Here is a 21,865-nt window from a genome sequence, read left to right on the forward strand (position 1 = left end):
AAGCCCGCCCCGCTGGGTCAAAGAGAAAGCATCAAAAGGGGTGGGACCGGTGGAATGGCCGTCGGCCGGCCGATCCCCGCCCGCCCTTTCGCTGCTGAGGACGATCGACCCGCGTGACGAGACGCGCCCATCATCGGTGGTTCGGAACCCTGGCCGCCGCCCTGCTGACGGTGGCGCTGGCGCCCTCGCTGGCCCCGGCGCCGGCCCAGGCCGATCCCCGATTCGTGCCCGGCCCCTGCTGGTTCTCCGTGCCGGAGGGCGAGGCCGCGCTGTGCGGAATCGTCGGCGTGCCCGACCGGCGGGACCGGCCGGCGGCGCGGGCCTTCCGCCTGCCCGTCGTCGTCCTGCTCTCCACCGCCAAGCAGCCCTCCCCCGACCCCGTCCTGTTCCTGGAGGGCGGCCCCGGCGCCTCTCCCTTCGGCAGCGGCGAGGCGGTGGAGGAGCGGATGGAGGTGTGGTGGTCGCTGACCGCCGGCTTCCGCCGGTCGCGCCACGTCGTGCTGTTCGACCCGCGCGGCGCCGGACGGGCCGAGCCGGACACCGACTGCCCGGAGTTGGACGTGCTGGGCGCCTCGCCGCGCCTGCGCCCGGTGTCGCGGGACCGCCGCGCCGCGCTGGAGCGCACGGCCATCGCCGCCTGCCGCGACCGCTTCACCGCCGCCGGGCTGGACGGCGCCATGTTCACCACCCCCATCGCCGCCGACGACGCCATGGACGTCGCCGCGGCGCTGGGCGCGCAGCGGGTCAACCTGTTCGCCGTGTCCTACGGCACGCGGGTGGCGCTGGAGATCCTGCGGCGCCACGGCGGGCGGGTGCGCACGGCGGTGCTCGATTCCATCTACCCGCCCGACGTCAACGCGACGGAGGAGGCGCCCTGGCTGGTGCACCGGGCCTTCCGGCGGCTGTTCGACGACTGCGCGGCCAACCGCGTGTGCCGCGCCGCCTATCCGGACCTGGAGCGCCATCTTCTGGAGCTGGTGGAGCGGCTGCGCCGGGCTCCGGTGGACGTGCCGGTGGGCGATCCGGAGATCCCGCGCTGGGCGCGGCTGGACAGCGCCGCCGCCCTCTCGGCCCTGCTGGAAGCCATGGCCGAGGGCGAGAGCGTGCCCCGCCTGCCCGCCCTGATCGAACGGGCGTGGCGCGGGCGGTACGACCGCCTGTCCGACTGGGTGCCCGCCCCCTGGCTGGGCGACCCCGACTCGGCGGAGGGCATGGCCTTTTCCATCGAATGCCGGGAGACGGTGAACCCCGCCGACCCGCTGCGGCTGGCCGACGCCGCGCGCCGCTTCGCCCCCTACGGCGCCGTCACCGCCGACGACCCCGGCCGACGCGTCTGCGCCCAATGGCCCGCCGCCGCGCAGGAGGCGTCGGAACGGCTGCCGGTGGCCAGCCCGGTGCCGGTGCTTCTGCTGTCCGGCGCCTACGACCCGCTGACCCCGCCGGAATGGGCGGAGCGCGCCGCGACGACCCTGCCGAAAAGCCGGCATCTGGTCTTCCGCAGCGCCGGCCATCTGGTCACGGCGTCGGACGACTGCGCCGTCGCCGTCGCCGCCCAGTTCGTGGATTCGGAAACCCTGCCCGCCAACGCCTGCCCGGCGGCGGCCAAGCCGCCGGGGTTCCAGCCGCCGTAATACCGTGTCCCGATGAGACCAACCCATCGGGACATGGTATCGGCGGCGACTGCCGCCGCGCGGGCACATGCCCGCGGAGCCAAGCTGGCGGCCCATCCAAAGCAAGGGGGCGGCGCCGGCGATTGAGGCCCGATGATCGGTTACGATCAGCGGGATTTGGTATAAGCCCTACGTCAGCGCGTCCAGCATGAAGGCCGGCAGGGCGAAGCTGGCGACGTGGATGTCGGGCGTGTAGTAGCGTGTGGCCAGCCCCGCCGCCGCGAAGCGCGGGCGGATCGCCTCCGCCGTCTGGCGGCGCAGCGCCGCGTCGTCGGTGGCCCAGCCGAAGGCCATGAAGCCGCCGTAGTAGCTCGGCACCGGCGCCACGAAGAAGCTCGCGTCCGCGAACAGCCGGCCGAGCCGCCGGTGGCTGTCCGTCAGCTCGCCCGGCTGGAGGAAGGGCACGCCGTTCTGGGTGACCAGCACGCCGCCGGGGGTCAGCCGGGCCTTGCAATCGGCGTAGAACGCCTCGGTGAAGAGGACGGCGCCCGGCCCGTGGGGATCGGTGGAATCGACGATGATGACGTCGAACCGCTCCGCCGTCTCCTTTACGAAGGCGCAGCCGTCGGCGATCACCAGATCCGTGCGCGGGTCGTCGAAGGCGCCGGCGCTGATCGACGGCAGATGGGCGATGGACAGGTCGACCACCGAGCGGTCGATCTCCACCATCGTCACCCGCTCCACCGCCTTGTGCTCCAGGCAGCGGCGCAGCATGCCGCCGTCGCCGCCGCCGACGATCAGCACGCGGCGGACACGCCCATGCGCCAGGATCGGCACATGGGTGAGCATCTCGTGATAGACGAACTCGTCGCCCTCGGTGGTCTGGACGACGCCGTCGAGCGCCATCACGCGGCCCAGCGCCGGGTTCTCGAAGATCACCAGGTCCTGGAGGCCGGTGCGGTCGCGGTGCAGGACGCGGCCCATGCGCAGGCGCTGGGCCACGTCCTTATGCAACGTCTCATCGTACCAGCCGGAGCCGGAGCCGCTCATGACCCGGTTTCGCCGCGCAGCAGCTCGTCGCACTTCACGCCCGTGGGCTTGAAGGCGCGCTCCAGCACCGGGATGGCCTTCATGGGCTGGGCGTCGCCGCACATGAAGATGTCGAGCGCGGCGTAGCCACGCTCCGGCCAGGTGTGGATGCTGATGTGCGACTCGGCGAGCACCGCCACGCCGGAAATGCCGCCGTTCGGCGTGAAATGGTGCAGGTGGATGTGCAGGAGCGTCGCCCCCGCCACCTCGACGGACTCGATCAGCGTGGAACGGACATGGTCCAGCTCGTCCAGACGTTCGGCACCCCACAGATCGACGATCAGGTGCGTGCCGGCGCAGACCTTGCCATCGCGGACGATGAAATGGTCCTTGCGGTCGTCTTGAGATTCCTTCCAGGGACCAGAAGTGACGTTGGTCCGGCTGGAGATTTGACCTTCCGTTTGGGCTTTCCTTGGATCGCTTCCCAAGTCCATCCCCAATTGGAAGAGAGAAGCGGTCTTCGCCATCGTTCTCCCCCATCAGCAGATGTTCCGCGCAAGTGGCGCGGAGGAGGGGGGCATATGGGACAAATTCGCATGCGAATCAACACAATTCTGTCCCGGCATCCCCTTTGTGTTTGATCGCGGCGCTCTGGCGCGTCTTGCGGCGGCGGCGCATAATCGCCCGTCCGCCGCCTTCCGGAGCGGTCCGAAATCCTGTCTGGAGGTCCTCCCCACCATGAACCGCAAGCCGCTGATCGGCGTTCCCGCCTGCGCCCGCATGATGGGCGAGCATCCCTTCCACGTCGTCGGCGACAAGTATGTGCGCGCGGTGTCGGACGGGGCCGGCGGCATGCCGCTGCTGATCCCGGCGCTGGGAACGGCGCTGGACATGGACGACGTGGCCGGCCGGCTCGACGGACTGCTGGTCACCGGAAGCCCGTCGAACGTCGAGCCGCACCGCTACGGCGGCTCGCCCAGCGAGCCGGGCACCCTGCACGACCCCGAGCGCGACGACACCACCCTGCCGCTGATCCGCGCCGCGCTGGAGATGGGCGTGCCGCTGCTGGGCATCTGCCGCGGCTTCCAGGAACTGAACGTGGCGCTGGGCGGCACGCTGCACCAGCGGGTGCACGAGGTGCCGGGCTATTCCAACCACCGGGAGGACAAGGAGGCGCCGCTGGCCGTGCAGTACGGGCCGTCGCACCGCGTGCGGCTGACCCCCGGCGGCGTGCTGGAAAGGCTGGCCGGCGGCGAGGCCGCGGCGACCGTCAACTCCCTGCACGGGCAGGGGATCGACCGGCTGGCCGACGGGCTGATCGTGGAGGCGATGGCCGAGGACGGGCTGGTCGAGGCGGTGCGGGTGGCGGGGGCGCCGGCCTTCGCGCTGGCGGTGCAGTGGCACCCGGAATGGCGGTTCTGGGAGAACCCGCTGTCGGCGGCGATCCTGCGCGCCTTCGGAAGCGCCGCCGCCGACCGGGCGCGGCGGCGCCTTTCCTGAAAGATGGTTTCAGGACAATAGATTACGTCAACAATTGGCGGGTGCCGCGTGCCCAGGAATTGGGCACGCCGCCCTCAGCCCAACGGCGTCAGCCGGCCCGCGAGATGCGGCGGAGGAAGTCGATGAGCTGCGCCTGCTCCTCGGCCGAGAGATCCTTCACCATGGCCTTGTCATGGGCCTGGATGCGCGGAATCAACTCGTCCAGCAGCTTCTCGCCTTCCGGGGACAGGCGGAGCGCGTAGGAGCGGCGGTCGTTGGGCGAGGGCGCCCGGATAACCAGGCCGCGCGACTCGAGCCGGTCGATGACCGCGACCATGGTCGAACGGTCGATGCCCACCGCCGAGCCCAGGTCGGACTGCGACAAGCCCTCGTTCTCCTTGATCATGATCAGGACGCCGAATTGCCCCGGCGTCATGTCGTGGGGCGCCACGGCGTTCTGGAAGCTCTGGAACACAGCCACCTGCGCCTTGCGCAGATTGTAGCCGACGAGCTCCGGCAGAGGGCCGAGGGCCATCTTTCCGGTCTTGCTCGGACGCTGGCGGGTGCGCCGGTCCGAGGGGGTGGGGCGGTCGATGTCGGTCAACGTGAAAGCCGTCGTTTATTGACTAGTCTATTGGTCGTGTAAAATGCAGGCAGGTGCCGATTTTGTCAGCAAGAACCACACAATCCGCATCATATGCATAGCACCCATTCCTGCTACGCATTGGTTCCGCCCGGAAGCGGCTCCACCTCTAGCCCTATGAAGTGATCGCGCTCCTGACCCCGGACCCCCCGGAAACAGGCATGCCGGCGCGGTTGCCCGCCAACGGTTCATTCCCCTGCCGCAGACGGGTTCCGAACACGGAGCTTCCGACGCCCGGTCCCCCCCAGACCGGGCGTCTTCGCGCCAAAGCCCCGGCCCAACGGCTGGGGCTTTTTTCTGGTGCTCTTTCCGGTAGGGTGGTTGCCCGAACCGCACCCCCCCGAAAGAAAGGCGCGCCATGGCCTACGCCATTCCCCTGTGGCCCCAGCCCACCGTTCCGGTCGCCGGCGGCGATCCGTTCCCGGTCCGCCGCATCTACTGCGTCGGCCGCAACTACGCCGCCCACGCGCGCGAGATGGGCGCCGATCCGGACCGCGAGCCGCCGTTCTTCTTCATGAAGCCGGCCGACGCCATCGTCGCCGACGGCACCGCCATCCCCTACCCGCCCCGGACCGCCAACCTGCACCATGAGATCGAGCTGGTCGTGGCCATCGGCACCGGCGGGCGCGACATCCCGGTGGAGCGCGCGCTGGACCATGTCTACGGCTATGGCGTGGGGCTGGACATGACCCGCCGCGACCTGCAGAACGCGGCGAAGAAGGAAGGCAAGCCCTGGGACATGGGCAAGGGCTTCGACCAGTCCGCCCCCTGCGGCACGCTGCGCCGCGCCGCCGACATCGGCCACCCGGACAAGGGCTCGGTGACGCTGTCGGTCAACGGCGAGCTGCGCCAGAAGGGCGATCTGGCCGACCTGATCTGGTCGGTGTCCGAAACGATTTCCTACCTGTCGGGTCTGGTCGAGCTTCAGCCGGGCGACCTGATCTACACCGGCACGCCGGAGGGCGTCGGCCCGGTGGTCGCCGGCGACCGGCTGGAAGGCGCGGTCGAGGGCGTCGGCAGCATCGCCGTCACCATCGCCTGACCTCGGCAATACGGATCACTGGACGATGCGCATCGCCACCTGGAACATCAACTCCGTCCGCATGCGGATGGACCTGCTGCTGCGCCTCATCGACGAGGCGCAGCCGGACGTCATCTGCCTGCAGGAGACCAAGGTCGTCGACCCCGACTTCCCGATGGCTCCGCTGGCCGAGAAGGGCTATGTCCACGCCCACATCCACGGGATGAAGAGCTACAACGGCGTCGCCATCCTGTCGAAGCTGCCCTTCGCGTCGCGCGACGTGCAGCACTGGTGCGGCAAGCAGGACTGCCGCCACGTCTTCGCCGAACTGCCCGGCGGGATCGAGCTGCACAGCGTCTACATCCCGGCGGGCGGGGACATTCCGGACCCGGAACAGAACGACAAGTTCGCCCACAAGCTTCAGTTCGTGGATGAAATGACCGAGTGGTGGACGACCCGGCGCAGCCCGGAACGCCGCATGGTCATGGTCGGCGACCTGAACATCGCGCCGCTGGAGAACGACGTCTGGAGCCACAAGGAGCTTCTGAAGATCGTCTCCCACACCCCGGTGGAGGTGGCGAAGCTGACGGCGATGCAGGCGTCCATCGGCTGGGTGGACGCGCTGCGCCATTTCGTTCCGCCCACGGAAAAGCTCTACACCTGGTGGAGCTACCGCGCGAAGGACTGGGCGGCCTCCGACCGCGGCCGGCGCCTGGACCACATCTGGGTCACGCCGCCGCTGAAGGACGCGCTCACCGGCCACCGCGTCCTGCGCGAAGCCCGCGGCTGGGAGCCGAAGCCGTCCGATCATGTTCCGGTGATGGTCGATCTCGCCGTGTGAGGGCCTAACCCTCCGCGACCAGCGGCACGTTCATCGCCACGACCGACGGCGTCCCGTCCTCCGCGATCCGGAAGCGGTGGGCGCAGCCGTCGGCCAGGCGGTGGGCGGGCTTGCCCACCATGTCCCAGCCGGTGGCCAGCGCGTACAGCGCCCGCATCACCCCGTTGTGGGCCACCGCCCCGGTCGGCACGCCCCCGGAACCGACCTCGGCCAGCCAGGGGATCAGCCGCGTCTGCACGTCGCGCGGGCTTTCCCCGTCCGGCGCCCGGAAGTCGAGCCCCATCCGCTCGCGGTCGGCGGTGAGGGCGCCGCTCGACCGCAACTCCTCCAGCAGGCGGCCTTCCCACTCGCCCCAGCCCATCTCCACCAGACGCGGTTCCGGCGCCGGGTCGAGGCCGAGCAGCCGCGCCGTCTCCCACGCCCGCCGCTTCGGGCTGGCGACCCAGCGGTAGCCCAGAACGTCCGGCGGCAGTTTCCAGGTCGCGACTCGGGCGCGGCCCTCGTCGGACAGCGGCTCGTCGATGCCGCCCTGGAGACGGTGCGCGGCGTTCCAGGCGGTCGGCCCGTGGCGCAGGATGATCAGGTCGGTCATAAGCTCCCTTTCCGCGCGGCGCGCCGGACCACCCCGTCCAGAACCTCGACCGCGTTGCTCAGATCATGCTCCGCCGCGGCGATGCGGCGCGCGGCCTCGCCGAAGCGGCGGCGTTTCCCCGGGTCGTCGAGCAGCGCCCGAACGGCGGTGCCGAAGGCTTCCGCGTCGCCCACCGGCGGCAGCAGCCCGGTCACCCCGTCGCGCACGACGTCCGGAACGCCCCCGGTCCGCCCCGCCACGACCGGCAGCCCGGCGGCCTGGGCCTCCAGCAAGGCCATGCCGTAGGCCTCGTTCACCGCCGGCCAGACCATCAGGTCGGCGGCGGCGTAGAGGGCGGCGAGGTCGGAAGAGCCTTGCTGACCAAGGATCAACACTCCCTCCCCCGCCCAGCGGGGGAGGGTCGGGGTGGGGGCAGGTGCGCCACCCCTGAACAGCGCCTCGATCCGGGGACGGGCGGGGCCGTCGCCGGCGATCAGCAGATGCGGACCGCTTGCCCCCACCCTGGCCCTCCCCCGCTCCGCAGGGGAAGGAGAAAGGGCTTCGCAGGGAAAGAGAGCTTCGGCCAGGATTTCGTAGGAACGTTCCTTGTCGCCGCCGCGCATCATGCCGACCGCCAGCAGCCAGGGAACATCCGGGTTCAGGCCGTAACGCTCCGCCAGCGCCGCCCGGTGCCGGGTGCGCTCCGCGGCGGCGTCCGCAAAGGGGCGCGTGTCGAGGAAGGGCCGCAGCCGCACCAGCCGGTCCGGCGACCGCAGCAGCGGCAGCACCCCTTCGGCGTCGTGGCCGGCGAGGTTGACGACGGCCGCCGCCTGCCGGATCGCCGCCTCGGCGGCGCGGTGGCCGGCGGCGAAGGGGCCGGTGGCCCGCTTCCCCGCGAAGGACGCCTCCGCCACCACATAGGGGATGTCGAAACGGCGGCAGACCGCCGGGCCGATCCAGTCCGGCGCCTTGTGGTACAGGTGGTAGGTGAACCAGAGGTCCGGCGGGTCGTCCCGCCAGCGCGCCGTCAGGCGGTCGGCGCAGCGCGCCCCCAGCGCCGCCAGGCGCTCCGCCCGGCCCGGACGGCGCCCGTCGTCCCAGCTGCGCAAGGTGCAGGCCAGGGTCACCGCGTGCCCGGCCCCCTCCAGGGCGGCCATCAAAAGCCGGGCCATGCGCCGGTCGCCCGAGGGCACCGGATGGGTCGGGGATTTCAGCGGGGCGTAGAAGGCGATGCGCATCGCGGCCCCGGCATGGTGAGGACAGGAGGGCTCAGAACGGGGTCGGTTCCAGCGCGCAGACGACCCGGTTCCGTCCGGCGGCCTTGGCGCGGTACAGCGCCTCGTCCGCGCTGGACAGCATGGCATCCACGCCGCGCGTTCCCGCCGCGCAGCAGGCGACGCCGATCGACACGGTGAAGCGCACCGCTTCGTCCCCCGACGGCACCGCCAGCTCCGCCGTGCGGCGCCGGATGCGCTCCGCCACCATGCGCGCCCCGGCGACGTCGGTCTCCGGCAGCAGGATGGCGAACTCCTCGCCGCCGGTGCGGCCGAGCAGGTCGTTCTCCCGCAACAGGGCGCGGCAGGCGGCGGTGAAGGCGCGCAGCGCCTCGTCCCCGACGGCGTGGCCGTGGGTGTCGTTGATGCTCTTGAAATGGTCGAGGTCGAGCATCAGCAGCGTGACCGGCCGGCCATGGCGGCGGGCGCGGGCCAGCTCCTGCTCCGCCGCCTCGACGAAGTGGCGGCGGTTGGACACGCCGGTCAGCGGGTCGGTGATCGAAAGCCGGCGCAGCCGCTCCTCCGACTCCTTCAGCGCCGTCACGTCGTTGATCAGGACGTAGATGACCGGCAGCCCGTCCCACGGCAGGGGCGACATGCTGACCTGGACGCAGGTCCGCTCCCCGTCGGTGGACACCATCACCCCGTCCTGCGACCGCACCAGCTCGCGCTTGCGCAGGCAGCGCAGGAAGGCGTCCCGCTGGTCGTCGATGCCCGATTCCTCGACGAAGTCCAGGAAATGGCGCCCGACCAGGGCGTCGCCGCTCTGGCCCAGGATGCGCGCGGCCTCCTGGTTGGCGAAGACGATGCCCATTTCCTGATGGATCAGCAGACCGGCGGGCAGCAGGTCGAGCATGTCGCCCAGCTTGCTGCGCGTCAGCGACAACTCGTGGCTGGTCGCCACGGCGTCCCTGTCGTCGTCGAAGTCGATAAAGGAAAGGGTGTCCGGTTCGGAAGAGGCGTACAGACTCGACATGACGTCGCAAGGGTGGAGCAAAGCCGCACTCTATCCCGTTGTCAGCCGCCGTGCAATGCACAGCATCCTCCGAAGGGTGGAAGAGCGGAACTGCTATTTTTGATTGTGAAACGATCGTGCAGCCGGTCGATGCCCGCGTCGCTGCCGAAGTCGCCGCGCACCCGCGCGGCTCCCGCCACGGCCAGCGCCGAGCGGCGGGCCGGATCACGGAGCAGCGACTCGAGCGCGCCGGCCAGCGCCCCCGGGTCCTCCGGTTCGACCAGCGTGCCGGTGACCCCATCCTCGATCAGTTCGGCGACCGCGGCGGCGCGGGTGGACAGGCAGGACAGCCCCTGGCTCTGCGCCTCCATCAGCACGTTGGGCAGGCCGTCGCGGTCGCCGTCGCGCGCGGTGCGGCAGGGCAGGACAAACAGGTCGGCGCGGCGGTACTGGGCGATCACCGCGTCCTGGGCCTTCGCCCCCAGCCACTCGATCCGCCCGTCCAGACCCAGCGCCGCCGCCTGCGCCTTCAGCGCGGGCAGCCGGTCGCCGCCGCCGATGTGGGTCCAGCGCCAGTGCAGCCCGGCGGGCAGGCGGGCCAGCGCGTCGAGCAGCAGGTCGAAGCCCTTCTTCTCCACCGCCCGTCCGACCGACAGCAGCCGCACCGGGTCGGCCGGGTCGGCGCCGTCGCGCGCCGGGCGCGCGTCCGGCGGAGCGGGAAAGCGGCTGAAGTCCAGCCCGTGGTAGAGCAGCTCCACCCGCTCCGGCCGCGGCGCCAGTTCGCGCAGGCGGGCGAGGCCGAGCGCGGTGCAGGTCACCCCCCAGCGCGCCTCGGCCAGCTTGTCCCGCAGCTCCCAGTCGGGCGAGGTCCAGATGTCCTTGGCGTGGGCGGAAAAGCTCCAGGGCAGGCCGGTCAGCAGCGCTGTGTAGCGGGCGACGCTGGCCGGGGTGTGCAGGAAATGGGTGTGCAGCCAGGTGACGTCCGCCGGCAGCTCCGCCGCCAGCACGCAGGCCTGGCCGAAGCGGCGCACGCGGTTGCGGCCGGGGTCGCGCCGCAGGTCGGCCAGCCAGGCGGCCCGCGCCGCCGCCCAGCCGGGGCGGCGCCGCGCCGCGGCGAGCGCGCGCAGCACGCGGCCGGGAGCGTCGTGCAGATATTCGGGCAGGTAGGTCACCGGGGCGGCGACGCGGCGGTTCAGCTCGTGCACCGCCTTGTCGGTCGGTTGACGCAGGCTGACGATCAGTTGACGCAACCCCCGCCGCTCCAGCCCCAGGATCTCCTGCGCGATGAAGGTCTCCGACAGGCGGGGCCAGCCCTTGACGATGACGGCGACGGTCACGCGGCGTCCCCGGCGGCCATCTTGTGCTCCGGAGCGCAGGGTGCGGAGGAAAGCGCCGGAAGGTAGCGGGCCGACAGGCGGTTGACGCTCTCCAGCCCGCCGAGCAGTCCCGGCACCACGACCGAGGAGGGCGGCGCCTGCCAGGGCAGCCGGCGCAGCGCCGCCGCCATCGCCGCGGCGTCGCGCACCCCGTCGTCCATCAGGACCGAGACCAGCCCCAGCTCCTGCGCGCGGGCGGCGCGGATGGTCTGCTCGCGCCGCGGCACCTCGCGCGGGACGATCAGCGTCTTCTTGTCGAAGGACAGGATCTCGCAGAAGGTGTTGTAGCCGCCCATGGCGACCACCCCGACCGCCCCCTGCATCAGCCGCTCGATCCGCGCCTCGAAGGCGGTAGCCTCGACGTTGGGCAGGGCGTCCGCCCGGGCCAGGAACTCCGCCTGGAGGTCCGGCTGCATGAAGGGGCCGAACACCAGCACCGCGCGGTAGGGGATGCCGGGATCGCTCTCGTAGGCGCGCAGCACCCAGTCGACCAGCGCCTCGCCGTCGCCGCCGCCGCCGGGGGTGACCAGGATGTAGGGCTCGTCCGGCAGGCCGGGGCCGTGCGGCAGCGCCGGGGGCACGGTGCGGTGCAGATAGCCGGTGTAGACCATCTTGTCGCGCACCGACTGCGGGACCTCGATCCCCTCCAGCGGGTCGCAGATCTGCGGCAGGCCGTAGGCCCAGATTTCGTCGTAGAGGTTTTCCAGCGCCGGCAGGACCTTCTTGCGCTCCCACTCCGGGGCGAGCAGGGCCGGCTCGTCCATCACGTCGCGCAGGCCGAGCACCAGCGGCACGCCGCGGCCCTTCAGAAGCTCCAGCGTCTCCCGCACCTCGCCGCGCAGGCCGAGCGGCTCCTTGTCCACGATGAACAGGTCGGGCTGGTAGACCTCCGCGGTGTGGCGGATCAGCGAGGCCCGCATGGACAGGATCTCGTCGATGTCCAGATGCAGGTTCAGCGCCGTGTATTCGCCGTTGCGCAGCTTGATGACGCCGGGGATGCGCACGAAGTCCACCCGCGTGCGGAAGTCGAAGCTGCCGACGATCGGCGAGCCGGACAGGATCAGCACGGACAGGTTGCTGTAGCGCTCCACCAGCGCATGCGCGATGGCCCGGCAGCGGCGGAGATGGCCGAGGCCGAACGTGTCATGGCTGTAGATGAGCACGCGGCCCGAGGTCGGACGTTCGCTCATAGACTTCCTACCTCTCCCGATTGGCCTCTTGTGTCCGGCCGCGGCTTGGCCGATGAACGGGGGTGCGTCGTGCCGCCGCCGGGAAGGCGGCGGGCCGCTCGCGGGCTCACCATATCCTCAGCGGCCAAGCGGCAGAGGGGGTAAGGTGTCTGCCTGCTCCCGGCACCGGCGTCCCCTTGCGTAGAATGGCGCTATGGAATCCAGCATTTTCCGATTCATCCTTCGGCACAGCGTCCGTCAGCAGATCGTGCTGACCCTGATGACTCTGGCGTCCTTCCCCTTCCTCTACGCCTCGCTCGACCTTCCGAAGCGGATCGTCAACGAGGCGATTGCCGGAAAGAAGCTGCCTGAGTCCTTCCTCGGATTCCATCTCGATCAGGTGACTTACCTGTTCGTCCTATGCGGACTGTTCCTGACTTTGGTGCTGGTCAACGGCGCATTCAAGTATGTCATAAACACCTACAAGGGCCGGCTGGGCGAGCGGATGCTGCGCCGCCTGCGGTACGAGCTGTATGTCCGCGTCCTGCGCTTCCCCCTGCCCCGCTTCCGCAAGATGTCGTCCGGGGAGATCATCCCCATGATCACGGCGGAGGTGGAACCTCTGGGTGGCTTCATCGGGGACGCCATCGCCATCCCGGTCTTCCAGGGCGGCACCCTGCTGGTCTACATCGCCTTCATCTTCGTCCAGGACCCGGTGCTGGGGGCAGCGGCGGTGTCGCTGTACCCGTTTCAAGGCTGGCTCATTCCACGGCTTCAGCGCAAGGTCAATCAACTCGGCAAACAGCGCGTACGTGCCATGCGCCAGATTGCCGACCGCATCGGCGAGACGGTGTCCGGCATCCAGGAGGTCCACACCCACAACACGGCGTCCTGGCACCTCGCCGACCTCAGCCACCGCCTGGGCGACGTGTACCGAATCCGTTTCGAGATTTACCAAAGGAAGTTTTTTGTCAAATTCCTGAACAATTTCATAAACCAGCTCACCCCCTTCTTCTTCTACTCGATCGGCGGTTACCTGGTGATCCACGGCCAGCTGTCCTTCGGCGCGCTGGTCGCGGTTCTGGCCGCCTACAAGGACCTGGCCGCCCCTTGGAAGGAACTCCTCGACTGGTACCAGCAGAAGGAGGACAACCGGATCAAGTACGAGCAGGTGGTGGAGCAGTTCCACGTCCCCGACCTGCTGGCCGAACGCCTGCTGCGCGAGGAGGAGGACGTCCCGTTCAAGGGCAGCCTGTCCTTCCACAACGTCGGGTTCGGCGAGGATGGCGGCACGCCCATCCTGGAAGGGGTGACCTGCGACATCCCGCTGGACTCCCACACCGCGCTGATCGGCGTCGGCTCCGGGCGGGACGAGCTGGCGCAGCTCGCCGCGCGCGTGCTGCTGCCCTCGTCGGGGCAGATCCGGCTGGGCGAGCATGATTATGCGGAACTGCCGGAGAGCGTGACCGGGCGCCGCGCCGCCTATGTCGGAGCCACCCCCTACCTGTTCTCGGCCTCGCTCTACGACAACCTCGTCTACGGGCTGCGCCACCGGCCGCTGCGCGAGAACGGCGAAAGCGAGGAGGCGGCGGAGCGGCGCAAGAGCCGGATGACCGAGTCGGTGCTGTCCGGCAACGCCACCGAGGACGTGCACGCCGACTGGATCGACTACGCCGCCGCCGGCTGCGACGGGCCGGAGGACCTGAAGGCCCGCATCCTGCGCGTGGTGACGATGGTGTCGCTCCAGGACGACGTGTACGGCATGGGCCTCAACCGCACCGTCGATCCGGAGCAGCGCCCCGAGGTGGCCGCCCGCGTGATGGAGGCGCGGGAAGCCATGCGCGCCATGATGCTGAACAACCCGGAGCTGGGGCGGCTGGTCGAGCGCTTCGACCCCGACCGCTACGCCGCGAACGCCACGCTGGCGGAAAATCTGCTGTTCGGAACGCCGGTCGGGCCGATTTTCCAGACTGACGCGCTGGCTTCCAATCCCTATATGCTGCGTGTGCTGGACAAGGTGGGGCTGACGGACACCATCCTGGAGACCGGCCACAAGGTGGCGGAGACCATGGTCGAGCTGTTCGCCGGCCTGCCGCCCGGCCACGAGTTCTTCGAACGCTTTTCCTTCATCGGCTTCGCCGAGCTGCCGGAGTACCAGGCCATCCTGGCGCGCACCGCGAAGGAGGGGCTGGGGGCGTTGCGGCCCGAGGAGCGGACGCGGCTGATGACCCTGCCCTTCAAGCTGATCGGCGCCCGCCATCGTCTGGGCCTGATGACCCCGGACCTGGAGAGGAAGCTGCTGGAGGCGCGCCACCTCTTCGCCAGCGACCTGCCGGCCGACCTGAAGCACGCCGTCGCCTTCTTCGACCCGGAGGCCTACAACGCGGCGGCCAGCATCCAGGACAACATCCTGTTCGGGAAGATGGTCTACGGGCAGGCGCAGGTGCAATCCAAGGTGGGCCGCATCGTGGCGGAACTGGTCGACCAGCTTCACCTGCGCGACACCATCGTGGAGGTCGGGCTGGACCACCCGGTGGGGGTGGCGGGGTCGCGCCTGTCCGCCGCGCAGCGCCAGAAGGCGGCGCTGGCCCGCGCCCTGCTGAAGCGCCCCGACCTGCTGGTGCTGAGCGAGGCGACCAGCGGCCTGGACACCAGCAGCCAGAGCAAGGTGCATTCCGCGATCCTCGGGGAACGCAAGGGATGTGGTCTTGTGTGGGTTCTGCAGCGTGCCGGCTTGGCACGGGCGTTCGAGCGAGTCATTGTGATGAAGGACGGTCGAATCGCCGAGCATGGCCGCTTCGACGAGTTGAACAGGCCCGGCACGTTGTTGCATGAATTGATAGCCGCCGAATAAAGCCGGCGGCGTTGAGGAGGCGGACGGCATGAGCATCGCCGAAGAAGTCAATTGCCTGCGCAGGATTCCCCTGTTCGCCAACATCGACACTTCCAAGCTCAAGCTTCTCGCCTTCACCAGCGAGCGGTTGAGCTTCCGGTCGGGGGACATCCTGTTCGAGCAGGACGAGATGGGAACCTGCGCCTACATCCTGCTGCGCGGGGAGGCCGAGGTGATCATCACCGGTCCCGGCGGGCCGCTGGCCGTCGCGACGCTGGGGTCCAACGAGATCGTCGGCGAGATCGCCATCCTGTGCGACGTGCCGCGCACCGCCACCGTGCGCGCCAGCACCGACCTGGAGGCGCTGTGCGTGCCGAAGGACCATTTCCTTCAGATGATCGCCGACTTCCCGCAGATGGGGCTGGAGATCATGCGCTCGCTCGCCCACCGCCTGGAGCAGACGACCGTGCGCCTGCGCGAGGTCCTGGCCGCCCAGGCGACCTGACGCGCCGCGATCGACAGCCCATGCGTGTCCTCTTCCACGTCCAGCATCTGCTGGGCATCGGCCACGACCGGCGGGCCGCGCTGATCGCCCGCGGGCTGGCCGAGGCCGGCGTGGCGGTGACGGTGCTGCGCGGCGGGCATCCGGTGCCGGGGATCGATTACGGCCCGGCGGCGGAGATCGTCCAGCTTCCCCCCGCCCGCGCCGCCGACAGCAGCTTCAAGACCCTGCTGGACGAGCAGGGCCGGCCCATCGACGACGCGTGGCGCGCCCGGCGCCGCGCCGCGGTTCTGGAGATCCACGACCGGTTGCGGCCCGACGCGCTGCTGGTCGAATCCTTCCCCTTCGGGCGCCGCGCCTTCCGGTTCGAGCTTCTGCCGCTTCTGGAGGCCGCCAAGGCCGGCGGGGCGGTCACCGCCGCGTCGGTGCGCGACATCCTGGTGACCAAGGCCAAGCCGGAGCGGCTGGAGGAAACCGTTTCGACGGTGGAACGGCTGTTCGACCATGTGCTGGTCCATGGCGACCCGGACCTGATCCCCTTCGCGGCGACCTTCCCCGCCGCGGCGCGGATCGCCGACCGCATCCGCTACACCGGTTATGTCGCGGCCCCGCAAGGCGATGACGGCAAGGGCGCCGACGGCGCCGGCGAGGTGATCGTGTCGGTGGGCGGCGGAGCGGTCGGCCTGCCGCTGCTGCGGGCGGCGCTGGCGGTGCGTGTGTCAACTCCCGTCGGACTTGACGCACCCTGGCGCCTGCTGGCCGGGCCGGACGTGCCGGAGGCGGAGGTCCGCGCGCTGGCCGCCGCGGCCCCGCCGGGCACCGTCGTGGAGCGGGCCCGCCCGGACTTCCCGGCCCTGCTCCGGCGCTGCCGCCTCTCGATCAGCCAGGCCGGCTACAACACCGTGCTCGACGTGCTGCAGGCCGGCTGCCGGGCGGTGGTCGTTCCCTTCGCCGCTGGCAGCGAGACGGAGCAGGCCACCCGCGCCCGCCTGCTGGAGAAGCGGGGCCGGCTGGCCGTGGTCGACGAAGCCACCCTGACCCCGGACACCCTGGCCGCGGGCGTGGCCAAGGCGCTCGCCCTGCCCCCGCCGCCCGCCATCCCGCTGCGTCTGGACGGCGCCGCCGCCACCGCCCGGCTGCTGCGGGAGGCGGTGGCCGACCGCCGGGGCGATCATCCGGACCACCGGCGCTAAGCCAATCAAGACGCTTGGATTTTTCCGGTGCGGGGGCCATGCTGATGACGGCCATTGCGCATGCTTTCTCAACCCTCTCCCACCTGGGGAGAGGGTGGCCCGGAGGGCCGGTGAGGGGGTTGTGCGTGTGCCGGACATAACGACACGCGCAACCCCCTCACCCTAACCCTCTCCCCGGAGGGGAGAGGGAACAGAACCGACGATGACCGTGACCGCCACCGCCCCTTCCGACAGCCCGCCGCGCGCCGGTTGGGACGCGCTGACCGCCGAGCTGGACGCCTGGGCCGCCGCCGGGCGCACCGCCGGCTTCTGGTGGCGCGACGACGACGCCGTGGCGCCGACGCCCGACCTCGACCGGATGATCGCCCTGTCGGTCGAGACCGGGGCGCCGCTGGCCCTGGCGGTCATTCCGGCGGGCGTCACGAACGCCCTCGCCCCCGTTGTCGACGCGGCCCCCGGCGTGACGGTGCTTCAGCACGGCTGGTCGCACACCGACCACGCTGCTCCCCCCGCGAAGAAGGCGGAGCTTGGCGCGGACCGGCCCGCCGCCGCCGTTCTGGCCGAGCTGGCCGAGGGGCGGAGCCGGCTGGAGCGCCTCTTCGGGCCGCGCGCCCTGCCCGTCCTGGTGCCGCCCTGGAACCGCATCGCGCCCGGCGTGGTGACCGGTTTGCCCGGCGCGGGCTTCGCCGGCCTGTCGGTGTTCGGGCCGCGACGTGTGTCAACCGTCAACATGATGTGTGTCAACACACACATCGACCCGGTGGCCTGGAAGGACGGCAAGCGCTTCCTCGGCGACGCGGAGTCGCTGGGCATGGCGGTCGCCCATCTGCGCGCCCGGCGGCTGGGCACGGTGGATGCGGCGGAGGCGACCGGCCTGCTGACCCATCATTTGGCGATGGACGGCGAAACCTGGGCCTTCACCGCGCGTTTCCTGACCGTGACCCGCCGCCATCCGGCGGCCCGCTGGCTATCCGCCGGCGACCTGTTCGCCGCAGAAGGACATCGCTGAGACATGGCCGAGCTGCCCATGGCCCGACCCTCGACCGGGGAGACGCCGACCGTCGCGGAGATGCGCTACCCCGCCGGGGCGCTGGCCGGCGACTACGCGCGGGCCGGGGCGGGGCTGGCGCTGACGGTGCTGCCGCTGGCCTTCCTGCCCGTCATCCCCTGGATCGCCGTGCCGCTGGCGGCCTGCGCGCTGCTGTTCGCCGTCTTCGCGGCGCGCACCCTGCAGCGCCAATTGACCCGCATGACCATGGACGGCGAGGGGCTGCGGGCCGACGGGCCGCTGGGCGGCGCCATCCGCTGGGACGCGCTGTCCGGGTTGAGGCTGCGCTACTACGCGACCAGGCGGGGGCGCGACGACGGCTGGATGCAGGCGGCGCTGTCCGGCGGCGGCACGACCCTCCGCTTCGACAGCAACCTGGAGGGCTTCGACGCGGTGATCGAACAGGCCGCCCTCGCCGCCGGGCGCAACGGCGTGGCGCTGAGCCCGGTGACGGTGGACAACCTGATCGCCCTGGGCATCGAGCCGCCGGAGGACCCCAACGAAAAGAGGCCGGCGCCATGAGCCGCACGCTGCTCCGGGTGGAGGACCTGAAGGTCGATTTCCAGGTGCCGGGCGGCGTGGTCCACGCGGTGCGCGGCGTGTCCTTCCGGGTGCGGGCGGGGTCCACCGTCGCCCTGGTCGGCGAATCCGGGTCGGGCAAGTCGGTGGCGGCGCAGTCGATCCTGCGCATCCTGCCCCGCAACGCCGTCATCGCGGACGGAAGAATCCTGTTCGACGACGGGCTGGTCAACGACGGCGCCGGCCCCGTCGACATCGCCGGGCTGAAGGCCGACGGCACGGCGATGCGGGCGCTGCGCGGCGGCCGCATCTCGATCATCTTCCAGGAGCCGATGACCTCGCTGTCGCCTCTGCACACGGTGGGCGACCAGGTGGGCGAGGCGGTGCGGCTGCACCAGCGGGTGACCGCCCGGCAGGCCCGCGCCCAGGCCGAGGACATGCTGCGCCGGGTGCGCTTCCCCGACCCGAAGCGGGCGCTGGACACCTACCCGTTCGAGCTGTCGGGCGGCCTGCGCCAGCGCGCGATGATCGCCATGGCGCTGGTCTGCCGCCCCGCCCTGCTGATCGCCGACGAGCCGACGACCGCGCTGGACGTCACCATCCAGGCGCAGATCCTGAAGCTGATCAAGGACCTCCAGGCCGATCTCGGGATGGCCGTCCTGCTCATCACCCACGACCTGGGGGTGGTCGCCAACCTCGCCGACGAGGTGGTGGTGATGCACCGCGGGCGGATCATGGAATCCGGCACGCGCGAGGACATCTTCGCCGACCCCCGCCACCCCTATCTGAAGGCGCTGCTGCGCGCCGTTCCGCGCTTCCACATGGCGCCGGGGGAACGGCTGGTGCCGATCCGCTCCATCGCGATCGGGGGCACCTCGCAGGGCGGCAGCCTGCTGGAGAAGGACCACCAGCCCTGGCCGCCCGGCGCCGACGCGGCGGGGCCGCTGCTGGCGGTGGAGGGGGTGCGCAAGCGCTACGGCGCGCGCAAGGCCGGCTGGTTCGGCGCCAAGGCCGGGGCCGGCACGCTGGCGGTGGACGATGTCAGCTTCGCCATCGCGCGCGGCGAATGCGTCGGGCTGGTCGGCGAGTCGGGCTGCGGCAAGACCACCCTGTCGAAGATCCTGATGCGCGCCCTGACCCCGGACCAGGGCAGTGTGCGCTTCAACGACCATGGCCGGATCGTCGACGTGCTGGGGCTGGAGGGCGCCGCGCTCATCGCCTTCCGCCGCAAGGTGCAGTTCGTCTTCCAGGACCCCTTCGGTTCCCTGAACCCGCGGATGACCGTCTTCGACATCATTGAAGAACCGCTGGTCATCCACGGCATCGGCGACGAGGCGGAGCGTGCCGCGCGGGTGAAGGAGCTGATGGGGCTGGTCGGGCTGGACGCGCGGCATCTGCGCCGCTACCCGCACAGCTTCTCCGGCGGCCAGCGCCAGCGCATCGGCATCGCCCGCGCGCTGGCCCTGCAGCCCGAGCTTCTGCTGCTCGACGAGCCGGTGTCGGCCCTCGACGTGTCGATCCAGGCGCAGGTGCTGAACCTTCTGAAGGATTTGAAGGAACGGTTTGGCCTGACCTACCTGTTCGTCAGCCACAATCTGGCGGTGGTGGATTACATGGCCGACCGCATCCTGGTGATGTGCCGCGGCCGGATCGTCGAATCCGCCCCGCGCGAGGCGCTGTTCCGCAACCCGGTCCACCCCTACACCCGCGCCCTGCTGGCCGCCGTGCCGGAGCCGGACCCCAGCCGCCCGCTGTCCCTGACCGACCTGGAGGAGGGCCGCGCCTCCGACCCCGCGCGCTGGCCCGCCCCCTTCACCATCGACGACGACCACCAGCCCCATCTGGTCGATCTCGGCGGCGGCCATTGCGTGCGCGCCGACGCCGCCGTCCGCGTGCGGGAGGTGGCGTGATGAGGCTGGCCCGCCCCGCCCTGCTCCTTCTCGCCTTCCTGGGGCTCAGCGCCTTCGACGCCGTCGAGACGCCGATGCTGGCGAACGCGGTCGACGCCGGGTCGCTGCCGCCGGTGGAGAAGCGGCTGCCGCTCACCCCGCTGGTCGAGCCGATGGACCGGCCGTGGCAATCACCGGGGCGCCATGGCGGCGACCTGCGCCTGCTGATGGCGCGGACCAAGGACACGCGGCTGATCTACGTCTACAGCTACGCCCGGCTGGTCGCGCTGACCCCGGACCTGCGCATCGTGCCCGACATCCTGGAGCGGGTGGACGTCGAGCAAGGGCGGATCTTCACCTTCACGCTGCGCCGCGGCCACCGCTGGTCGGACGGCCATCCCTTCACGGCCGAGGACTTCCGCTACTGGTGGGAGGACATGGCCAACAACCCCAAGCGCTCCCCCGGCGGGCCGCCGCCGGAGATGATGGTGGCCGGGGAGGCGCCCAAGTTCGAGGTGCTGGACGCCGCCGCGGTGCGCTACACCTGGACCCGCCCCAACCCCTTCTTCCTGCCGATGCTGGCCGGGGCCAAGCCGGTGGAGATCTACGCCCCCGCCCATTACCTGCGGCGCTTCCACCCCCGCTTCACCGAGCCGCTGGAGCTGAAGCAGCGCGTGGAGGCGGAGCGGCAGAAAAGCTGGCAGCAGCTCCACAACCGCAAGGACAATCTGACCGAGTTCGACAACCCGGACCTGCCGACCCTGCAGCCCTGGGTGCCGACGACCGCTCCGCCCGCGGAACGATTCATCTTCGTAAGGAACCCCTATTTCCATCGGGTGGACCCGGCGGGGCGGCAGCTGCCCTACATCGACCGGATCATCATGACGGTGGCCGACGCCAAGATCATCCCCGCCAAGACGGGGGCGGGCGAGAGCGACCTCCAGGCGCGCTACCTGCGGTTCGACAACTACACCTTCCTGAAGCAGGGGGCGAAGCGCAACGACCAACGGGTGACGCTGTGGCGCACCGGCATCGGGGCGCAGATGGCGCTGTTCCCCAACCTGAACTGCAACGACCCGGTGTGGCGCGCGCTGAACCGCGACGTGCGCTACCGCCGCGCCCTGTCGCTGGCCATCGACCGCGAGGAGATGAACCAGGTCATCTATTACGGCCTCGCCATCCCGACCAACAACACGGTGTTGGAGGTCTCGCCGCTCTGGACGCCGGCCTACCGAGACCGCTGGGCGCAGTTCGACGTGAAGCAGGCCAACCGGCTGCTCGACGAGATCGGCCTGACCGAACGCGACGTCAACGGCGTCCGCCTGCTGCCCGACGGCCGCCCGCTGGAGATCGTGGTGGAGACCGCCGGGGAGAGCACGGAGGAGACCGACGCGCTGGAGCTGATCGCCGATGGCTGGCGGCGCGTCGGGGCGCGGCTCTACATCCGCTCCTCGCAGCTCGACGTGTTCCGCAACCGCATCTTCGCCGGCGACACCTGCATGTCCATCGCGCGCGGGCTGGACAACGCCATCGCCACCGCCGACATGAGCCCGGCCGAGCTGGTGCCGGTCGACCAGGCCAAGTACCAGTGGCCCAAATGGGGCCAGTTCTTCCAGACCATGGGCAAGGACGGCGAGCGCCCCGACATGCCCGAGGCGCGCGACCTGCTGGAGGCCTTCCGCGCCTGGCGCGACGCGCCGGACGAGGCGGGGCGGGCGGCGGCCTGGACGCGCATCCTGACGCTCAACGCCGAGCAGGTCTTCACCATCGGAACGGTGGCCGGGGTGCCGCAGCCGGTGGTGGCGCGCCGCACCCTGCGCAACGTGCCTGAGGAGGGTCTGTTCAACTACGACCCCGGGGCGCATTTCGGGCTGTACCGGCCCGACGGCTTCTGGTTCGACGGAAAGGGGTGA

19 protein-coding genes are annotated in these 21,865 nt (G+C 70.8%); 11 read left to right on the plus strand and 8 right to left on the minus strand.

The features are described 5' to 3' along the window. Positions 1–113: 113 nt before the first annotated feature. A complete protein-coding gene (locus ABVN73_RS12445) occupies positions 114–1,631 on the plus strand; it encodes an alpha/beta hydrolase (RefSeq protein WP_353858254.1) in 1,518 nt (505 codons plus the stop codon). A 168-nt stretch (positions 1,632–1,799) separates the two neighbouring features. Here the strand turns inward: ABVN73_RS12445 and speE are convergent, their stop codons facing one another. Together speE and speD are read right to left on the minus strand one after the other, a co-directional pair. Beyond that, the gene (speE, locus tag ABVN73_RS12450) at positions 1,800–2,660 is read right to left on the minus strand and encodes a polyamine aminopropyltransferase (protein ID WP_353858255.1); all 861 of its coding nucleotides are present in this window, start codon (positions 2,658–2,660) and stop codon (positions 1,800–1,802) included. Further along, entirely contained in the window at positions 2,657–3,166 is a 510-nt protein-coding gene (gene speD, locus ABVN73_RS12455; protein WP_353858256.1) for an adenosylmethionine decarboxylase, read from the minus strand. The genes speE and speD overlap by 4 nt, the downstream gene beginning before the upstream one ends. A 211-nt stretch (positions 3,167–3,377) precedes the next feature. On the opposite strand from speD, the gene ABVN73_RS12460 reads away from it, so the two are divergent. Then, positions 3,378–4,139: a gamma-glutamyl-gamma-aminobutyrate hydrolase family protein gene (locus ABVN73_RS12460; RefSeq protein WP_353858257.1), complete on the plus strand. Its 762-nt coding sequence runs from the start codon at positions 3,378–3,380 to the stop codon at positions 4,137–4,139. 88 nt (positions 4,140–4,227) lie between these two features. On the opposite strand, the gene ABVN73_RS12465 is transcribed toward ABVN73_RS12460, so the two are convergent. Continuing rightward, positions 4,228–4,722, minus strand: coding sequence for a MarR family transcriptional regulator (locus ABVN73_RS12465; protein WP_014238979.1), 495 nt, complete (start codon positions 4,720–4,722; stop codon positions 4,228–4,230). A gap of 397 nt (positions 4,723–5,119) precedes the next feature. Here ABVN73_RS12465 and ABVN73_RS12470 point away from each other — a divergent pair, with 397 nt between their 5' ends. Both ABVN73_RS12470 and xth read left to right on the plus strand, forming a co-directional pair. Continuing rightward, positions 5,120–5,803, plus strand: a complete 684-nt coding sequence (locus ABVN73_RS12470; protein WP_137139546.1) for a fumarylacetoacetate hydrolase family protein — start codon at positions 5,120–5,122, stop codon at positions 5,801–5,803. Positions 5,804–5,828: 25 nt separating this feature from the next. Further along, complete coding sequence (gene xth / locus ABVN73_RS12475) at positions 5,829–6,623, plus strand: exodeoxyribonuclease III (RefSeq protein WP_353858258.1); 795 nt, start codon at positions 5,829–5,831, stop codon at positions 6,621–6,623. Positions 6,624–6,627: 4 nt separating this feature from the next. On the opposite strand, the gene ABVN73_RS12480 is transcribed toward xth, so the two are convergent. From ABVN73_RS12480 to ABVN73_RS12500, 5 genes are read right to left on the minus strand one after another with little or no spacing between them, the layout of a single operon-like run. After that, positions 6,628–7,215, minus strand: coding sequence for a histidine phosphatase family protein (locus ABVN73_RS12480; RefSeq protein WP_353858259.1), 588 nt, complete (start codon positions 7,213–7,215; stop codon positions 6,628–6,630). Then, on the minus strand, positions 7,212–8,432 hold the full coding sequence (locus ABVN73_RS12485; RefSeq protein ID WP_353858260.1) for a glycosyltransferase family 4 protein: 1,221 nt from the start codon (positions 8,430–8,432) through the stop codon (positions 7,212–7,214). Before ABVN73_RS12485 ends, ABVN73_RS12480 begins: the two co-directional genes overlap by 4 nt. Before the next feature lie 31 nt (positions 8,433–8,463). Next, positions 8,464–9,444 carry a sensor domain-containing diguanylate cyclase gene (locus ABVN73_RS12490; RefSeq protein ID WP_353858261.1) on the minus strand — a complete coding sequence of 327 codons (981 nt, stop codon included), beginning with the start codon at positions 9,442–9,444 and terminating at the stop codon, positions 8,464–8,466. 41 nt (positions 9,445–9,485) lie between these two features. Next, positions 9,486–10,760, minus strand: a complete 1,275-nt coding sequence (locus ABVN73_RS12495) for a glycosyltransferase family 4 protein (protein ID WP_353858262.1) — start codon at positions 10,758–10,760, stop codon at positions 9,486–9,488. Next, positions 10,757–11,989: a hypothetical protein gene (locus ABVN73_RS12500; RefSeq protein ID WP_353858263.1), complete on the minus strand. Its 1,233-nt coding sequence runs from the start codon at positions 11,987–11,989 to the stop codon at positions 10,757–10,759. Before ABVN73_RS12500 ends, ABVN73_RS12495 begins: the two co-directional genes overlap by 4 nt. Positions 11,990–12,182: 193 nt before the next feature. Between ABVN73_RS12500 and ABVN73_RS12505 the strand changes: the two genes are divergently transcribed. From ABVN73_RS12505 to ABVN73_RS12535, 7 genes are all read left to right on the plus strand, one after another. Beyond that, on the plus strand, positions 12,183–14,822 hold the full coding sequence (locus ABVN73_RS12505) for an ABC transporter ATP-binding protein (protein ID WP_353858264.1): 2,640 nt from the start codon (positions 12,183–12,185) through the stop codon (positions 14,820–14,822). Between the two features lie 28 nt (positions 14,823–14,850). After that, positions 14,851–15,306 (plus strand): cyclic nucleotide-binding domain-containing protein, encoded by a 456-nt coding sequence (locus ABVN73_RS12510; protein WP_353858265.1) that lies wholly within the window; start codon positions 14,851–14,853, stop codon positions 15,304–15,306. 20 nt (positions 15,307–15,326) lie between these two features. Next, on the plus strand, positions 15,327–16,496 hold the full coding sequence (locus ABVN73_RS12515; RefSeq protein ID WP_353858266.1) for a glycosyltransferase: 1,170 nt from the start codon (positions 15,327–15,329) through the stop codon (positions 16,494–16,496). 202 nt (positions 16,497–16,698) lie between these two features. Beyond that, positions 16,699–17,505, plus strand: coding sequence for a polysaccharide deacetylase family protein (locus tag ABVN73_RS12520; protein ID WP_353858267.1), 807 nt, complete (start codon positions 16,699–16,701; stop codon positions 17,503–17,505). 3 nt (positions 17,506–17,508) lie between these two features. Further along, positions 17,509–18,066, plus strand: coding sequence for a hypothetical protein (locus ABVN73_RS12525; protein ID WP_353858268.1), 558 nt, complete (start codon positions 17,509–17,511; stop codon positions 18,064–18,066). Next, positions 18,063–19,973, plus strand: coding sequence for an ABC transporter ATP-binding protein (locus ABVN73_RS12530; RefSeq protein WP_353858269.1), 1,911 nt, complete (start codon positions 18,063–18,065; stop codon positions 19,971–19,973). Before ABVN73_RS12525 ends, ABVN73_RS12530 begins: the two co-directional genes overlap by 4 nt. Next, complete coding sequence (locus tag ABVN73_RS12535) at positions 19,973–21,865, plus strand: ABC transporter substrate-binding protein (protein WP_353858270.1); 1,893 nt, start codon at positions 19,973–19,975, stop codon at positions 21,863–21,865. The genes ABVN73_RS12530 and ABVN73_RS12535 overlap by 1 nt, the downstream gene beginning before the upstream one ends.

It is taken from the genome of Azospirillum formosense, from assembly GCF_040500525.1.
In the GTDB taxonomy this organism is placed as follows: Bacteria; Pseudomonadota; Alphaproteobacteria; order Azospirillales; family Azospirillaceae; genus Azospirillum; species Azospirillum formosense_A.

What these genes read in the sequence shown, in the direction of transcription:
- speE (WP_353858255.1), bottom strand. Translation starts at nt 2,660, where the DNA reads ATGAGCGGCTCCGGCTCCGGCTGGTACGATGAGACGTTGCATAAGGAC.
- speD (WP_353858256.1), bottom strand. Translation starts at nt 3,166, where the DNA reads ATGGCGAAGACCGCTTCTCTCTTCCAATTGGGGATGGACTTGGGAAGC.
- ABVN73_RS12460 (WP_353858257.1), top strand. Translation starts at nt 3,378, where the DNA reads ATGAACCGCAAGCCGCTGATCGGCGTTCCCGCCTGCGCCCGCATGATG.
- ABVN73_RS12470 (WP_137139546.1), top strand. Translation starts at nt 5,120, where the DNA reads ATGGCCTACGCCATTCCCCTGTGGCCCCAGCCCACCGTTCCGGTCGCC.
- xth (WP_353858258.1), top strand. Translation starts at nt 5,829, where the DNA reads ATGCGCATCGCCACCTGGAACATCAACTCCGTCCGCATGCGGATGGAC.
- ABVN73_RS12480 (WP_353858259.1), bottom strand. Translation starts at nt 7,215, where the DNA reads ATGACCGACCTGATCATCCTGCGCCACGGGCCGACCGCCTGGAACGCC.
- ABVN73_RS12485 (WP_353858260.1), bottom strand. Translation starts at nt 8,432, where the DNA reads ATGCGCATCGCCTTCTACGCCCCGCTGAAATCCCCGACCCATCCGGTG.
- ABVN73_RS12490 (WP_353858261.1), bottom strand. Translation starts at nt 9,444, where the DNA reads ATGTCGAGTCTGTACGCCTCTTCCGAACCGGACACCCTTTCCTTTATC.
- ABVN73_RS12500 (WP_353858263.1), bottom strand. Translation starts at nt 11,989, where the DNA reads ATGAGCGAACGTCCGACCTCGGGCCGCGTGCTCATCTACAGCCATGAC.
- ABVN73_RS12505 (WP_353858264.1), top strand. Translation starts at nt 12,183, where the DNA reads ATGGAATCCAGCATTTTCCGATTCATCCTTCGGCACAGCGTCCGTCAG.
- ABVN73_RS12510 (WP_353858265.1), top strand. Translation starts at nt 14,851, where the DNA reads ATGAGCATCGCCGAAGAAGTCAATTGCCTGCGCAGGATTCCCCTGTTC.
- ABVN73_RS12515 (WP_353858266.1), top strand. Translation starts at nt 15,327, where the DNA reads ATGCGTGTCCTCTTCCACGTCCAGCATCTGCTGGGCATCGGCCACGAC.
- ABVN73_RS12520 (WP_353858267.1), top strand. Translation starts at nt 16,699, where the DNA reads ATGACCGTGACCGCCACCGCCCCTTCCGACAGCCCGCCGCGCGCCGGT.
- ABVN73_RS12525 (WP_353858268.1), top strand. Translation starts at nt 17,509, where the DNA reads ATGGCCGAGCTGCCCATGGCCCGACCCTCGACCGGGGAGACGCCGACC.
- ABVN73_RS12530 (WP_353858269.1), top strand. Translation starts at nt 18,063, where the DNA reads ATGAGCCGCACGCTGCTCCGGGTGGAGGACCTGAAGGTCGATTTCCAG.
- ABVN73_RS12535 (WP_353858270.1), top strand. Translation starts at nt 19,973, where the DNA reads ATGAGGCTGGCCCGCCCCGCCCTGCTCCTTCTCGCCTTCCTGGGGCTC.